At 40.5% G+C, this 16,148-nt stretch carries 15 protein-coding genes and 1 pseudogene; 13 read left to right on the top strand and 3 right to left on the bottom strand.

What is annotated here, in order from left to right; all coding sequences use genetic code 11:
• The first annotated feature begins 91 nt into the window (after positions 1-91).
• From AC4MC0_RS02955 to AC4MC0_RS02965, 3 genes and pseudogenes are all read left to right on the top strand, one after another.
• Positions 92-1,440: pseudogene (locus AC4MC0_RS02955) on the top strand (aromatic acid/H+ symport family MFS transporter).
• A gap of 344 nt (positions 1,441-1,784) precedes the next feature.
• Positions 1,785-2,483 (top strand): tetratricopeptide repeat protein, encoded by a 699-nt coding sequence (locus AC4MC0_RS02960; RefSeq protein WP_279667044.1) that lies wholly within the window; start codon positions 1,785-1,787, stop codon positions 2,481-2,483.
• An 84-nt stretch (positions 2,484-2,567) separates the two neighbouring features.
• Complete coding sequence (locus tag AC4MC0_RS02965) at positions 2,568-2,879, top strand: ankyrin repeat domain-containing protein (RefSeq protein ID WP_058868985.1); 312 nt, start codon at positions 2,568-2,570, stop codon at positions 2,877-2,879.
• 59 nt (positions 2,880-2,938) lie between these two features.
• Here the strand turns inward: AC4MC0_RS02965 and AC4MC0_RS02970 are convergent, their stop codons facing one another.
• Positions 2,939-3,493: a DJ-1/PfpI family protein gene (locus tag AC4MC0_RS02970; RefSeq protein WP_335999679.1), complete on the bottom strand. Its 555-nt coding sequence runs from the start codon at positions 3,491-3,493 to the stop codon at positions 2,939-2,941.
• A 325-nt stretch (positions 3,494-3,818) separates the two neighbouring features.
• Between AC4MC0_RS02970 and AC4MC0_RS02975 the strand changes: the two genes are divergently transcribed.
• From AC4MC0_RS02975 to hisG, 5 genes are all read left to right on the top strand, one after another.
• A complete protein-coding gene (locus AC4MC0_RS02975) occupies positions 3,819-5,273 on the top strand; it encodes an RNA polymerase factor sigma-54 (protein ID WP_114837546.1) in 1,455 nt (484 codons plus the stop codon).
• A 171-nt stretch (positions 5,274-5,444) separates the two neighbouring features.
• Positions 5,445-5,777: a ribosome hibernation-promoting factor, HPF/YfiA family gene (hpf, locus tag AC4MC0_RS02980; protein ID WP_004695021.1), complete on the top strand. Its 333-nt coding sequence runs from the start codon at positions 5,445-5,447 to the stop codon at positions 5,775-5,777.
• A 136-nt stretch (positions 5,778-5,913) separates the two neighbouring features.
• The gene (ibaG, locus tag AC4MC0_RS02985) at positions 5,914-6,165 is read left to right on the top strand and encodes a BolA family iron metabolism protein IbaG (RefSeq protein WP_004695019.1); all 252 of its coding nucleotides are present in this window, start codon (positions 5,914-5,916) and stop codon (positions 6,163-6,165) included.
• A 6-nt stretch (positions 6,166-6,171) separates the two neighbouring features.
• A complete protein-coding gene (gene murA, locus AC4MC0_RS02990) occupies positions 6,172-7,431 on the top strand; it encodes a UDP-N-acetylglucosamine 1-carboxyvinyltransferase (protein ID WP_279734343.1) in 1,260 nt (419 codons plus the stop codon).
• Entirely contained in the window at positions 7,428-8,129 is a 702-nt protein-coding gene (gene hisG, locus AC4MC0_RS02995) for an ATP phosphoribosyltransferase (RefSeq protein WP_004984172.1), read from the top strand. Before murA ends, hisG begins: the two co-directional genes overlap by 4 nt.
• A gap of 74 nt (positions 8,130-8,203) precedes the next feature.
• Here hisG and AC4MC0_RS03000 read toward each other — a convergent pair whose 3' ends face one another.
• Complete coding sequence (locus tag AC4MC0_RS03000) at positions 8,204-8,599, bottom strand: nuclear transport factor 2 family protein (RefSeq protein WP_335999687.1); 396 nt, start codon at positions 8,597-8,599, stop codon at positions 8,204-8,206.
• Between the two features lie 123 nt (positions 8,600-8,722).
• Here AC4MC0_RS03000 and hisD point away from each other — a divergent pair, with 123 nt between their 5' ends.
• Both hisD and hisC read left to right on the top strand, forming a co-directional pair.
• Positions 8,723-10,024: a histidinol dehydrogenase gene (hisD, locus tag AC4MC0_RS03005; protein ID WP_279702275.1), complete on the top strand. Its 1,302-nt coding sequence runs from the start codon at positions 8,723-8,725 to the stop codon at positions 10,022-10,024.
• A 174-nt stretch (positions 10,025-10,198) separates the two neighbouring features.
• Positions 10,199-11,290: a histidinol-phosphate transaminase gene (gene hisC, locus AC4MC0_RS03010; RefSeq protein ID WP_335999690.1), complete on the top strand. Its 1,092-nt coding sequence runs from the start codon at positions 10,199-10,201 to the stop codon at positions 11,288-11,290.
• A gap of 71 nt (positions 11,291-11,361) precedes the next feature.
• Here the strand turns inward: hisC and AC4MC0_RS03015 are convergent, their stop codons facing one another.
• The gene (locus AC4MC0_RS03015) at positions 11,362-12,711 is read right to left on the bottom strand and encodes an anthranilate synthase component I family protein (RefSeq protein ID WP_335999692.1); all 1,350 of its coding nucleotides are present in this window, start codon (positions 12,709-12,711) and stop codon (positions 11,362-11,364) included.
• A 254-nt stretch (positions 12,712-12,965) separates the two neighbouring features.
• Here AC4MC0_RS03015 and filA point away from each other — a divergent pair, with 254 nt between their 5' ends.
• From filA to filC, 3 genes are all read left to right on the top strand, one after another.
• Complete coding sequence (gene filA / locus AC4MC0_RS03020) at positions 12,966-13,922, top strand: putative pilus system protein FilA (RefSeq protein WP_159153702.1); 957 nt, start codon at positions 12,966-12,968, stop codon at positions 13,920-13,922.
• A 186-nt stretch (positions 13,923-14,108) separates the two neighbouring features.
• Positions 14,109-14,942 (top strand): putative pilus system C39 family peptidase FilB, encoded by an 834-nt coding sequence (gene filB, locus AC4MC0_RS03025; protein WP_004695004.1) that lies wholly within the window; start codon positions 14,109-14,111, stop codon positions 14,940-14,942.
• Positions 14,943-14,989: 47 nt separating this feature from the next.
• Positions 14,990-16,147 (top strand): putative pilus system protein FilC, encoded by a 1,158-nt coding sequence (gene filC / locus AC4MC0_RS03030; RefSeq protein ID WP_413772808.1) that lies wholly within the window; start codon positions 14,990-14,992, stop codon positions 16,145-16,147.
• Position 16,148 lies beyond the last annotated feature (1 nt).

Below are 16,148 nucleotides of genomic sequence, written 5' to 3' on the forward strand. Positions count from 1 at the left end.
ATGACTTCTGTTTGGGCTGAATTAGCACATTATAAAAACTGAAGGGTGCTAGTTAAAGTGCAATGAAACAATAGCTCATAGGAGGTGAATAATGTCAGCTAAAGCAGTGAATGTGAATGATATTATTGATCGTGCAAAATTTCGGGTTTCCATTTTCAAGTTGTTGCTTGGTGTTTGCTAATTATTTTATTTGATGGTTATGACTTGGCAATTAATGGTGTGGTATTGCCATTATTAATGGAAGACTGGGGCTTAAGTGCTGTACAGGCGGGTATGCTTGCAAGTACCGCTTTAGCAGGCATGATGTTTGGTGCAATGATATTTGGCTCTTTGGCGGATAAAATTGGCCGTAAAAAAGTCATTATGATTTGTATCGTGCTTTTTAGCGGGTTTACCTGTGCAGGTGGTTTTGCATCAAACCCAACAGAATTTGCGGTTTTACGTTTCCTTGCGGGACTTGGAATTGGTGGGGTAATGCCAAACCTTGTTGCGCTGACATCTGAGTATGCACCACAAAAAATGCGTAGTACTTTAGTAACCACAATGTTTAGTGGTTATGCCGTGGGTGGTGTAATGGCTGCATTGTTAGGTGCGTGGTTTACTCCAAGTTTTGGTTGGCAAATTATGTTCTTTATTGCAGGTATTCCTTTGTTGTTGTTACCTGTTATTTGGAAGTTTTTGCCCGAGTCTTTGACTTTTATTGTGCAACAAAACCGTCAGGCGGAAGCACGTAAAATTGTTCGTCGTTTAGCACCAACGGTGACAGTAAAAGAAGATACAACTTTTGAGTTGCATCAGGTTGATGTGCCAGAATCTGCAAATGTTGTGAGCTTATTTAAACGTGGTCGTGCGGTAAATACCTTGTTGTTTTGGGTGGCGTTCTTCACCTGCTTACTGACTATGTATGCTTTAAGCAGTTGGTTGCCGAAGTTAATGATGGCAGCAGGCTACTCAATGGACAATAGCTTGATGTTTATGATGGTGATGAATATTGGTGCTGTGATTGGTATTGTGGGGGGAGGAGTTTTAGCCGATCGCTTCCATTTGAAACCTGTGCTGATGTGCTTGGGCATGATGGGTGCTGTTGTAATGAGCTTGATGGGCTTTCAATCTAATCAATTCCTTTTATATATTTTAGTATTCTTGGCGGGTGGTGCATCGATCGGTTCGCAAATGCTTCTTTATAGCTATGTCGCCCAGTATTATCCGCTTGCTGTTCGTTCAACTGGGATTGGTTGGTCGTCTGCGATTGGTCGTATGGGTGCAATCATTGGACCAATTTTAATTGGTAGTTTGTTGGGAATGAATTTGCCTGCACACTTTAACTTTATTGCAGTGGGTTTACCTGTGTTGATTACTGCTATTGCGGTTGCACTGATTATGCATGAGGATGAATCCGAAAAGCTTAAGTCTGGTTCGCCAGCGGCGGCCAAGGCTTAAGGCAGAAATTGATAAAAGAAGCCTCCAGTTATTGGGGGTTTTTTTGCATTATTGCTGATCGCATGCGGGCAAAAGGCAATGCCAGGAATTCAGTTCTGTTAAAATTTGATCGAGAATGCATTACCATTGTATTAATGGAAAAATTTAATTTTTCTGGATTTTCGAGGTGAAAAATTTTAGCTGTGCTGGCACTGGCGGGGTGGCTCATCTGCAAGTAAATCATCATCAGCCTATTATTCCTAAATACCCTGATCTAAATGGTCAGGATGCTTTTTATATGCGGATTAAATTTTAAAAAGTATTGAAACTCAATCAAAAACTAATGAATTCAGGATCTGGATTAAATGAAGAATATAAGCATCTTAGTATTTTTAAATTTTCTTTGTTTCTCAAGTTCGGCATTTTGTTCCGTAGAGGACGGTTTAACAGCGTATTCTAAGAAAAATTATACATTGGCTGTTAAAGAGTTTGAAAAATCCTCAGATAGAGGAGATGTTCAAGCAATCCATTATTTAGCAAGCATGTACTATCAAGGATATGGCGTTAAAAAGAATTTAGCCAAATCTGCCGCGTTATTTACACAGTCTGCAAATCAAAATTATGCGCTTTCTCTTTCGAATTTAGCTGTTATGTATTCAAAAGGGGAAGGTGTTAAAAAGGATATGGAAAAATCTTGGGAATATCAGATTAAAGCTGCTCAAGTAGGCGATGCGCAGTCTCAATTTAATTTAGGGCAAATGTATAGAAAAGGGGAATATGTTCAACAAAGTTTTCCTAAAGCGCTCTTATGGTATTTGAAATCAGCTGAACAATTTCATACTCCTGCTTATAATGAGATTGGACTTCTATATGCGCAAGGCCTAGGTATAAAAAAAGATTTTATTATTGGGTATGCATGGATTTATTTAGCTGCAGAAAGTGGCAATTCTGAGGCAAAGCTGAATCTGAAAAATTTTGATCAGATATTAGATTCAGCGCAAAAGCAGCAAGGCCAAACAATTGCTAAGTCTATTCTTCTGCAATATAAGGAAAGCGAAAAGTAGATGGCTTTAATTCAATATGCGTGCCAGAAAGTCATCATTGTGTATTTTTGATTTTTCATCTTAATTTATTATGAGATATTTGCTATGAAACTCAACTCATTCTCCCCAATTCCTGAAAACGATGATGAACTGCATTTACCTGAACTGGTGTATTGGGCTTCTTTAGGTGAACTCGCTGAAGTAGAAAAAAGTCTCGCCAATGGTGTAGATGTGAACTCGACCGATGATGAAGGCTATAGCGCACTTCAAGCAGCGGCTGAAAATGGCTATCTAGAAGTCGTGAAACTATTGGTTGAAAAAGGTGCGAATGTCTACTACAAAGGTGAATACACTGCGCTTCAACTGGCTGAAATGGCAGAACAAGTAGAAATTATTGAATACTTAAAAAGCCTGTAACTTTTAAAGATAAATAAAAGAGCCTGCTCAATATCAGGCTCTTTTGTTTTTATGGGGTCTTAAACGGACGAATTGGATTCAAGTTCTTTCAATATCACTTGATTAAAAGTGGGAAGATCTTCTGGATTACGTGAACTGATGAGTGTCCAACCACCTGCATTACATGTGTGAACGGCTTCATCGACCCATATAGCACCTGCATTTTCCAGATCGAGTCGTATACTTTGATGCGAAGTCAGATGTTTAGCTTGAATCCGTTCAGCATTAATCAAAACCCAAGGCGCATAACAAATCACAGCTATCGGTTTGGCTTGTTTGCTAAAACTCTGGATAATTTCGAGCGCTTTGGGATGTTGGCGTAATAGATCAGTATTAACTGCACCGCCGGGGATAATCAGCAAGTCGTAGTCGTCATAATGAACATGATCCAAATCGACGTCTGGAGGATAGCTTGCTGCCGAGTCTGAGTCCATTTTGACAGTTCGAACATCGCTAGCCTCTATGGCAGCATGAATGCATTCTATGCCTTTGGACTGTAGAAAATGGAGAGGATGAATTAGCTCATCATGCTCTACGCCTACATTTGAGGTTATGAACAATACTTTTTGAGTCATATAAACCCCCTAAAAAATGTCTATGCTTTAGCCTAACAAAGCAGCATGATTCAGATGTTTTGATTTAACGGACTCTTGTAAGTAAGTGAAAGTAGCCGATGTAGTGTTTCGTGTAATTTCTAACTGTGTGAGGGTTTTAATGAGCCTTTTCAATAATTGATATGCATTAAGACATCCATAAAGTCTAAAACTAGACAGAAAATGAAAAACAATCTGCTCAAAAAATGTAGGTTTTTTGAATTTTCTATGCTATAAAAAATAAAACGGCACAGAAATTGCTTGTAAAGCGTGCTTTAAAAATAGTTGTATTGATGAGTAGGGTTTTATGAAGTTATCGGTTGGATTGAAAGTTTCGAACTCTTTGTCGTTAACCCCCCAATTACAACAAGCTATTCGATTGCTTCAATTGTCGAGCCTTGAACTTGAACAGGAAATTCAGATTCAACTCGACAGTAACCCGCTCTTAGAAAAAGTAGAAGAACAGTCATCTATCGAAAGCTTATCCAGTGTGCAAGAGCAAGAACAGGATAAGAAAGATTTAACCAACGAACTCAACGCCGACCATTTACCCGATGATTTACCCGTCGATACCGACTGGGATGATGTCTATACCCATCAACCGACCAGTTTGGGCGCGGCAGAATTTGAAGAGCGAGAAGATAATCGCCAAGGTCATTTGGGCTTAAAAGAGCATATGCTTGAGCAAATCAATCTGTTGCATTTTTCACAAGTAGATATGTTGATTGCTTATTGCATTATTGACTCGTTGGACGATAAAGGTTTTTTAGACAGTGATATTTCAGAAATAAAGACTTCAGTTCAACATCTTTTAACCAGCATGGACTATGACGACGAAGTCGAAGATGACGAAGTGGTTGTGGTGCTCAAGCATATTCAGCGTTTAGACCCACTTGGCGTTGGGGCGCGGAATCTTGCAGAGTGCTTAATGGTACAGTTGGAAGCCTTGCCGATGCAGACCGCGTGTCGAAATGATGCCATGAATCTGCTGAAAAACTATGAACTATTGATCAGCAATGAACTGGCGAAATTGATTAAACAAACAGGTTTAAATCAAGAGCAGCTCAAGTGTGCGGTTGATTTATTGAAAACGCTAAAAGCGCACCCAGGACTTGAGTTTGAAGATAAAGACTCGGATTATCAAATTCCTGATGTCGTGGTAATGAAGAAAAACGAACAATGGCAAGTGGCTTTAAATCCTGATGTGATGCCAAAACTTCGTGTGAACTCGTTTTATGCCAATATGATTAAGCGTGCTGATCAAAGTGAAGATAATCAATACTTACGTAATCAAATGTTGGATGCGAAAAACTTTATTAAAAGTGTCGATGAACGCCATAAAACTTTACTGAAAGTGGCGACGTGTATCATTGAACATCAGCGTGCATTTTTAGAAATTGGTGCTGAAGGGATGAAGCCTTTGGTACTTCGGGATATTGCAGAAGAAGTTGAATTGCATGAGTCGACCGTCTCTCGGGTGACCACCAATAAATATATGCTGACGCCGCGCGGCTTGTTCGAGTTGAAATATTTCTTTTCAAGCCATGTGGGGACTACTTCAGGTGGTGAAGCATCTTCAACTGCAATTCGTGCCAAGATTAAAAAATTGATTGCTGAAGAGAATGCACGTAAGCCTTTGTCAGATAACGCAATTGCTAATCTTTTAAAAGACGATGGAATTGATGTAGCGCGTCGGACAGTGGCGAAGTATCGTGAATCGTTACATATTCCGTCATCTTCTGAACGAAAAGTCTTGATCTAAAATTTAAAATCTGACTATTCTAGAGGTTCATTATGACAACATAATGAACCTCTTTTTTCTTTAAGGAATGGCTAAAATGATTTGATGTTTCTATGCGCGTTGGTTGTTTTGCAGTCATTAAATCGTTTTGGTTTTTCCTCATTAATCCTAATGAAGGTGAGGGATAGATATATGCAAATAACAATTCGTGGACATCATTTGAGCATTACCCCAGCTATTGAAGATACCATTCGCTGCAAATTTGCAGAAATGACCAAGCATATTGATCAGGTGAACAGTATGCAGGTGAAATTAACCAAGGATCATCAGGTCGATAAACATACTAAAAAAGGCAGTAGCAATCATATTGCAGAAGCAATTATCCGTTTACCGGGCATTGAATTTTTTGCTCAGGCTTCAGCAGATGATATGTATACGTCGATTAAAAAATTATCAGAAAAACTAAAAAGACAGCTCGATAAGCACCGTAAAATGCAGCAGGTTTACCAACCGATCGCCATTTAGTTTGATTTTTATGCAAAAAGAGGTTTTTTAAAACCTCTTTTTTTATATATAAAGTGTGTGGGTTTATGATTTATTTTTCAGATTTATAGTAAAATGGCAGGTTTTTACACCGTTGGTCCTATAAGAGGTCTTTGTGATGAATAGTGAACAGCTCACTGAAATTTTAAAAGCTGCTTTTCCTGAAGCTGAAGTTGCAGTTAGTGGGCAAGGCGGAAAGTTTGACTTACGTATTGTCGACGACCAATTCGAAGGCAAACGCCCTGTTGCACGTCAGCAAGCTGTTTATGCACCATTAAATTCTTATATCGCAAGTGGCGAAGTGCATGCGGTGACTATTCGTGCAATGACTAAAGAAGAATGGCGTAAAGCAAGCTTATTCGGAGCTTAAAATTAGATGGATAAATTTTTAATTCAAGGTGGCACTAAGCTCGAAGGCGAAGTTCGTATTTCGGGTGCTAAAAATGCTGCCTTGCCGTTGCTTGCAGCAATGATTTTGCCTGAAACTCCAACCAAGCTTACCAACGTGCCGCATTTAAAAGATGTCAATACTTTGGTGCAGTTGATTGGTGGTCTAGGCATTACCATGACCTACGAAGGTGACACGGTTACTGCAGATACCTCAACGCTGGATAATCAGTTTGCACCGTACGAACTGGTGAAAACCATGCGTGCATCTATTTTAGTGCTGGGTCCATTGGTGGCGCGCTATGGTAGTGCAAAAGTGTCTTTGCCAGGTGGATGTGCGATTGGCTCGCGCCCAGTCGATCAACACTTAAAAGCTTTAGAAGCTTTAGGTGCAGAGATTGAAGTTGAAGCGGGTTATGTACATGCTAAAGTTGATGGCCGTCTGAAAGGTGGCGAAGTTATTTTTGATATGGTGACCGTGGGTGGTACTGAAAATATCTTAATGGCTGCGGCATTGGCAGAAGGTGTGACTACGATTCGTAATGCGGCACGTGAACCTGAAATTACTGACCTTGCGAAAATGTTGATCGCGATGGGGGCAAAAATTGAAGGATTAGACACAGATACCTTAGTGGTAACAGGTGTTGAAAAACTACATGGCTGTGAATACGCTGTAGTTGCTGACCGTATTGAAACAGGTTCGTATTTGGCTGCTGCGGCCATTACCGGTGGTCGTGTAAAAACCACACATACGGATCCAACTTTGATGGAATCGGTCTTAGAAAAGTTTGAAGAAATGGGCGCGGAAGTGACCCGTGGTGATGATTGGATTGAACTGGATATGATGGGTAAACGCCCGAAAGCAGTGAGTTTCCAAACGCTTCCACATCCTGACTTCCCAACCGATATGCAAGCACAAATTATGGCGGTCAATGCCATTGGTCGTGGTTTTGCTACTATTTCTGAAACGATTTTTGAAAACCGTTTTATGCACGTACCTGAATTGTCACGTATGGGTGCCAATATTCAGGTCGAAGGTAATGATGCTGTTGTGACTGGTGTAGATAAACTTTCTGCTGCACCTGTGATGGCAACAGATTTACGCGCTTCTTTCTCGCTGGTGTTAGCTGCACTTGCTGCGGATGGTGAGACGCTGATTGATCGTATCTATCATATTGACCGCGGTTATGAAGATGTCGAAGCGAAATTACAAGGTATAGGCGCCCAAATTAAGCGAGTAAGTTCATGAGCGATATGAGAAACGATGATCCAAATTTTGACGTAATGGGCAATTTTGATCATGGTTTAACATTGGCATTGAGTAAAGGTCGTATTTTAAAAGAAACCCTGCCTTTACTTGAAACGGCTGGAATTAACTTACTGGAAGATCCTGATAAGTCACGTAAGTTAATTTTCCCAACCACCCATAAACAAGTCCGTATTTTAATTTTACGTGCTTCTGACGTACCCACCTATGTGGAGAATGGTGCGGCGGATATTGGTGTTGCGGGTAAAGACGTGCTTATGGAACATGGCGCACAAAACGTTTATGAACCACTCGATCTAAAAATCGCAGTATGTAAACTGATGACCGCGGGTAAAGTTGGTATGGAGCGTCCCAAAGGGCGTTTAAAAATTGCCACTAAATACGTAAACTTAACCCGTCAGTACTATGCAAGCTTAGGTGAGCAAGTCGATGTGATTAAGTTGTACGGTTCAATGGAACTTGCACCGTTGGTGGGTTTGGGTGATTACATTGTTGACGTGGTCGATACTGGGAATACTTTACGTGCCAATGGTTTAGAACCTTTGGAAGAAATTTGTAAAGTGTCTTCACGTTTGATCGTGAACAAGGCAAGTTTCAAACGTAAGCAAGCATTGTTAAACCCAATTCTTGCACAGTTAGAAACAGCAGTTGCTGAACGTGAAGCGTTAAAAAACAAATAAGTTGATCTTTTTTGTTGAAAGAAACCGCTATCGATGGTGGCGGTTTTTTTGTACCTGCTCATTTTTTAATATTTTTATTGGATTGAAATACAATAGGATTGAATTTGAGCCAGTTGAATTAAAGTATTAAAAGTATAGACATCACAAGCAGAAATTCGGGATGTCTGCTTGGCGTCATGAAATTGCGCTTCCCCTTGAACAATCACATGATGACCCGTTTCATGAATTGCTTGAATATGGAACTCATGCGCGACCGTCGTAAAATAATGCTCGTTAGACTGGCAATGCTTCAGCACTTGATCAAAACCTGACAGCTGTTGTTCACCTACAATTTCCCATGTAATGGTTTGTGAAAAATGCTGTTGGATTCGGCTAAATTTTCCCGTTGAAAAGCATATGGCTATGTCCGTGAGGGTCATCTTTTTTTGACTTTTTTTATTCAGATTCGGTAATTCTAGTTTAAAAATCATGATCACATTCATTTCCCGATGAAGTTAAAAGTAATTTTTCATTACACTCCGTGTTTAGCTGGAGGATTGTTGCCCACAAAATACAGGAAACAAGGTAAACTAAAGCTTCCCTTTATTTTCATTGTGGATAAATTGATGCGACGTTTATCGACTCAAGATCAGAACTTTAAACAAGTCTTTGCTGATTTGTTGGCTTTTGAAACCGTGAGTGACCCAGAACTTTTAAAAACCGTAGATCAAATCATCGCTGATGTTCGTCAGCATGGTAATGCTCATGTTCTTAAACTCACTCAACAGTTCGATCGACATCCCGCGCATCAATTCTCAGATTTAGAACTGACCCAAGAACAATTAAAAACTGCTTTTGAGGGTTTGAGTACTGAAGTCCGCGAGGCGTTAGAGCTTGCTGCAAACCGTATTCGTGAGTTTCACCAAGCGCAAAAACAAGAAGGCTGGACCTATGTGGATGCATTAGGGAACACACTTGGGCAAAAAGTAACGCCTTTAGATCGCGTTGGTATTTATGTACCTGGCGGTTTGGCATCTTATCCGTCTTCTGTGTTAATGAACGCTGTGCCTGCGCATGTGGCAGGTGTACCTGAAATTATTATGGTGGTACCTGCACCGAATGGTGAGTTGAATCCTTTGGTATTAGCAGCTGCTTATTTGGCTGGTGTCAGCCGTGTCTTTACCATTGGTGGGGCACAAGCGGTTGCGGCTTTAGCCTATGGTACAGAAACGATTCCGGCGGTGGATAAGATTACAGGACCGGGCAACCGTTTTGTCGCGGCTGCGAAACGTGCAGTATTCGGACAAGTCGGTATCGACATGATTGCAGGGCCGTCTGAAATTTTAGTTTATGCCGAAGGCGCGAATAACGCTCAATGGCTGGCAATGGATTTATTGTCCCAAGCTGAACACGATACTGTGGCACAAGCAGTGTTTATTACACCAGATGAACAGTTGTTAAATGATGTAGAACTGGCTATTGAAGCGCATTTGCAAGCGTTACCTAAAGCAGAGATTGCGCGTACATCGATTGCCAATCGTGGCGCATTAGTGCTTGTGAAAGACCGCGCTGAAGCCGTTGAGCTGATTAATCAAGTCGCGCCTGAGCATTTAGAACTGTGCCTAGATGAAGCACAGGAAATGGCCGAAGATATTCGCCATGCAGGCGCAATCTTCATGGGGCGTTACACCCCAGAGGCAATCGGCGACTATTGTGCAGGGCCAAACCACGTTTTACCAACTTCAGGTACAGCACGCTTTTCATCCCCGTTGGGTGTATATGATTTCCAAAAGCGTTCAAGTTTGATTATGTGCTCTGAGCAAGGTGTGAAAACTTTGGCGAAAACCGCGGATATCTTAGCGCAGCAGGAAAACTTAGATGCGCATGCGCGTTCGGCACGTTATCGTTATCAATAATATAAATTTAGATCCCTCATTTGTTCAGTAATGAATGTTCCTCTCCCATAGGGGGAGGTTAGGAGAGGGGAAAATATTTAATTCAGTTTGGGACATTATAAACTTCTCCCAAACCCTCTCCTAGAAGGAGAGGGCTTATATAAAAGTAAGTTGAGTGCATAAATGAGATAGACAATGTTTAACATTACTACAGAACAAATGCGTTTTTGGAGTCCTGAAGTACGTGAATTAGAACCGTATGTGCCAGGTGAACAACCGAAAATTCAAAATTTATTGAAGCTCAATACCAATGAAAACCCATATCCACCCTCACCAAAAGTGGTGGAGGCTGTTCAAGCGGTTTTGGAAAACTCTGCAGATGTATTGCGTTTATATCCAGATCCAGATGCTTCTGCGTTAAAGCAGGCGATTGCGAAACAACAAAAGGTTGCAGTTGAAAATGTCTTTGTCGGTAATGGTTCAGATGAAGTCTTAGCACATATTTTTAAAGCTTTTTTTGTGCAAGAGCTGCCTTTACTTTACCCCGATATTACCTATAGCTTCTATCCTGTTTATAGCCAATTCTTTGGGGTCAAAACCAAAATTTTGCCACTCAATGATGACTTTGAAATTGTGGTGGATGACTATAAGCAAGCCAATGGCGGCATTATTATTACCAATCCAAATGCACCAACCAGTATAGATATTGGTTTGGCAGCTATTGAGGAAGTACTTCAGGCCAACCCAAATTCAGTAGTGGTCATTGATGAAGCTTATGTAGACTTTGGTGCTGAATCGGCAGTCAGTTTGGTGGAAAAATATGAGAACTTGGTGGTGTGCCAAACCACGTCTAAGTCTCGCTCATTGGCAGGTTTACGTGTTGGTTTTGCGATTGCTCAACCGCATTTGATTGCGGCACTTGAAGCGGTGAAGAATAGTTTTAACTCTTATCCGATGGACCGTTTTGCAATTGCCGCTGCGGTTGCTTCATTTGAAGATCAAGCTTATTTTGAAGCACAAAATCAAAAAGTGATTCAAAGCCGTGAACATTTGGTTGAACAACTGACCGCACTGGGCTTTAACGTTTTGCCATCAAGTGCCAACTTTATCTTTGCATCATTACCTAGCAAAGATGCGGGTGAATTAGCGGCTGAATTACGTGAACAAGGCATTATTGTGCGTTATTTCAATAAACCGCGTATTAACCAGTTTTTACGTATCACGGTTGGAACTGATCAGCAAAATCAACGCTTAGTCGATACATTGAAAAATGATATTTTAAAATAAACTTTCAACAGTTTTGATCTTTGAAAAGTGAACGTTCATTAATGTGAAGGTTCACTTTTTTATTTTGGAGGCTATTCAGTGTCCGTTTGTACAAAGGTATCGAGTAAATTAAGAAGTGCTGAGACCTTGTCAAAACATTCTTGGTATTCAGCCTCACACTCTGATGCAATGGTAATTCCACCGCCAGCCCAAAGTGAGACCTCATCGTGGAATTTTTGAATAGAACGAATCAGAATGTTCCAAGAACCAGTACCATCGAGATTAAAATAACCCATTGAGCCACAGTAGGCTCCACGTGGCTCACCTTCCAGCTCTTCAATAATCTGCATTGCTCGAATTTTAGGTGCACCTGTAATAGACCCGCCAGGTAGCGCAGAGAGTAGCACATGAAAGGGATGAACTTCTGCTTTAAGTGTTGCTTCGACTTCGCTGACCATATGATGGACTTGATTAAAGCTTTCAATATTAAACAGTTTAGGTGTTTTGACTGAGCCTGTTTCTGCATAAACACTCAAATCATTACGCAGTAGATCAACAATCATCACATTTTCAGCTTGGTCTTTTTCCGAAGCCATCAAGCGTTGTTTAGATTGTTCATCCAAGACTGGATCTGCAAAGCGCGGCATGGTGCCTTTAATCGGCTTGGTGATGATTTTTCGATGAGCTTGAAAATCAATAAACAATTCGGGTGAACAACTTAAGAGTTCAAAATCATCGATACGGAGATAGCCTGAGTAAGGTGCATCGGTCAATTGCCAAAATGCTTCGACTGCACTTAGGAGTTGACCGTATGCCTTGGCAGTGAACTCTTGTGTTAGGTTGATTTGATAACAATCCCCAGCTTTGATGTATTCCTGTACTTGCTGAAAGGCTTGCTTGTATTGATTTTTAGTCCAGCGTGCTTGGCAGATCGACCCGAGTTGGAGTGGATGGGTTAAGGCCGATGGCTGGAATAAATACGATTCAATTTTGCGATAAATGTGTTCAGCTTGTGAATCACTACTGCAAAATAGCCAGCCTGCATCAGTCCATTGTAGATAAGTGCTGTATAACCCTAAAAATAGGCTTGGCTGAGACTTAATTTGAACCGGAACGTGTTGCTGGGCGGCATAATCATAACTGACGAATCCAATGAGTCCACCACTAAAAGATGCTTCTTTTTGTTCTGTGCTTGGCTGAATATTACTGGAAATGTCTATTTCTTTGTCATCACGGATATAACAAAAATCCTGTGTGCGTTGAAAGAAAAAGTGCTGTTTTTTTTGAAAAACTTGATAACGCTCGGGTAAAAAAGCAATGACAGGTGCATCGACATTTTGTAAATAGACTAACTGTGTGAGCTCATTCAATGCCTGTAGTATATGAGATACAGAGAGGCTTGAATCACAAATTATCTTTTTAAATGATTGGCTTAGAGTCATGCTAACGCAAATAGGATTAAAAAATTCAGGCTATTTTACCGCATTGTACGTGTACGCATAGAGGAAATACCGTTTATCGGTAAGCTATGGATTGCGACCAACAGCAGTTGATCAAAAAATCACTCGCATATAACTTAGTTCAGGCAATGAAGTCACTCAAGGATAGATGTTAATACTGGGTCAAAATAAAAAAAGCAGTAGTTAACATCGAGTGATTGGTATCACAAAAATAAAGCTCTTAGGAGAGGAACAAGATGAAAATTATTACTAAACTTGCTTTAGTTTCTTCAATGGCAATCAGTGCAAATGCGATGGCAATGCAAGCAATGGATGACGCTTCGCTCAGTGCCGCTACAGGTCAAGATGGTCTAAATATCGGTATCGGTATTTCTAAAATCGAAATTGGTAAGGTTTTTGTTCATGATAATGATGGTTTAGCGACTACATCTCTAGGTGGTACTTCAACTGCTGGTGCTATCGTTATCCAAGGTAATGGTATAGCGGGTGATACGCTGGAAAATCACGGTATTGTTATTGGTGCGAACTATGATAATGCAGGAGCATATTTACTTCCATCTCGTAACTTAGCTGATTTGCAAATTGACACAGATGCAAACGGTGGTAATGCATTTATTAACATTGCAGCTCAAGTTTCAGGTTTAGATATTAAAATTGGTCAAATTGGTGTAGTTGCTTCGGCTGATGTTCCTACAACAGGAGCAACCTCTATCCGTCGTGGTGGTACAGGTACAGTGAATCCGATTTTAAGTGGTTTATCACTGAAAACAGGTCCAATGTCTGCAAACATCCAACTAGGTGCTGCACCGCAAGGCGCAATGATCCAATTAAATGCGACGATGGTTGGTGGTTTAGAAATTAAAAACTTAGGTATTTTAGATAATTCAACTAAAACAGCAACGCGTGCTGCAGGTGAAATCTTTGTTGAAAGCATTAAAGTTGCAGATGCAAACTCTCTAGATTTAACACTGAATCAAAAAATTAGTGTAATTGGTGAAGAGGGTGCGAATAAGGGCTATATTCGTATGATTAGCACAAGTGGTGCGCACGATACTTATGTGAAAGGTGTACATTTGGGTAGCCGTAATGCTGCATCCATTGGTGACGTAGAAGTTCAAGGTATGCAAACTTACTTTAGCCCAGCTGCTGGTGTATACATGCCAGGTGCTGTGATTACCATTTCTGGTCACTAAAATTAGACTTTAAGAAAGCGCGTGAATTCACGCGCTTTTTTTCTAAAATATATTCATAAAAAATGCAAAAAAGACTATTTTTTTTAGATAAAACACAGTATCTTCTTGAATGTATGGATATAGAGTATTAACTCTAAAAACAAGAAATGGGCGGGATGCCTATATTATTAAAAAAAGTAAAAAGCTATGTTAGAGATCGCATTGGGCTCAGCAATGATGTATTACTTTGCCACCGAAGCCTTTGATATTAAGAAAAAACCAGCGGAAGCGGTTTACTATACTGAAGTTTTAGACTCTCGAAATGCATCTTTTACCAGAATGCATCATGAACCTGTCCTAATTAACCCTGCTGTAGAAGACCAATTCCGAGGCATTGTCCGTCAAGCTTATGACTATAGTTGTGGCTCAGCGGCACTGACCACCTTAATCAATGGCTATGTCGGTGCTCAACTTACAGAACAACAAACCATGGATGGCTTGCTTCGCTATGGCGAATATGAGCGAATTATTGAGCGTCGTAGTTTTTCTTTATTGGACATGAAACGCTTTGTGACTGCACTTGGTTTAGAAAGTGGAGGCTACAAGGGGGAATTTGAAGATTTGGTCAAGCAAGGTCAACCTGCCATTGTTCCAATCTCCTATGCTGGTTTTAAACATTTTGTGGTGTATAAGGGCTATAAAGATGGACGGGTCTATGTTGCCGATCCTGCCTTAGGAAATATTAGTTTTGATGAACAACGTTTCAAGGATGTTTGGGAAAATAACACGTTGTTTTTAATTAATGTTCCGACTGAAATGCGTAAAAATATGTTGGCTTTACAGGAAGCCGATCTGCGACATGTAGATGATGCTACGGTCAATCGTTATGCACTCGTCGATATTCAATATCCGCAACACTATATGGAAAAAATAGCCGATCGTGCATCTACAATTCGCCTAGAGCGTAATAAAAATAAAGAGTCGGAATACTATGGACAGCCGACGTACAATTTTCTCAGGCTTTATTATAAAAACAAATAAAGTGTGAAAAAAATAAAACAAGAACAATGGTGTAGGTAAGGACAATGATGAAGACATGGATGAATAAAACACTGCTCGCAGTGAGTGTACAGATGATTCTTGGGGTGGCCTATGCTGCGGAAGAACCGAGCTTAGGAGGATACGAAACAGTCGGTGAAACCATTGAGATAGAACAAGCTACTGAGCAAGCACAAGATCAAGTTGGGTCGGATCAACCTACAGTGCCTGCACCACAAGAAAAGTCAGTATCTGTAAACACTGGAAGTGTTGAGCAAGCAGCGTCTTCTGCGTTGCAACAGCAAGAGGGTGATGCAACTAAAGAGACCAACTTAGAAGAAGTTTTTACCTCAAATGAACGTCAGTATTCATTAATTAAACAAGGTGAGATTTCATCTTACTACGACATCGATTATACCTACTACCGAGATACTCAACTTGATTTAGAGATGGCACAAGGCCAGCTTTATCAACTACGAGTACAAGAAAATGCAACGCACAGTCTAACCAATACCTTTACGGCACAGTATGGTTTAAGAGATAACTTAACCTTAACAGCATCATTGCCTTTAGTTGCCAAAACTGACTTATTAAAAGATACCTCTACAGCGGGTCTTGGGGACATTTCATTTGGTGCGCGTTGGGAACCGTTTCCACTCAAAGCTGGCCGTTTGCCTTTAATTTTATTTGGTAACGTATCTACTAAAACTGGGGATAGTCCTTATGAAATTAATGCCACTTCAGACTTAGCAACAGGCAAGGGGTATTATTCAGCAGGTGTTGGGGCAAGTACGCGTAAATATATTGATCCCGTGGTGCTGTTTGCATCGGTCTCTGCGAACTATGGTTTCAAAGAATCGGGCTTAGATCAGCGCCGTGGTAGCCGTGTGATTGAAGCGTTTGAACCAGGGATTAGTGGTGGTTTTGCCTTTGGCTTTGCTTACTCCTTTAATTATGATGTTTCAATGACAATGTCATATCAACAAAGTTTCAATACTGGGGCTGAATTTACCTATAGCTCGGGGGAAAGCTACTCTCCAGCAGATCAAACCAGTTCAACTTTTGCAATTTCCTTAGGTGTACGCGTTTCACCTGAAACAATTGTGAATGGGACGGTTGGCCTTGGTTTAACAGAAGATGCACCTGATGTGTCATTAGGGTTGTCTTTCCCGTTAGATATTCTTGGTTTTGGAAAAAAGCTTAAATAAT

The sequence above is a fragment of the Acinetobacter sp. CAU_H_S139_7 genome, from assembly GCF_058599305.1.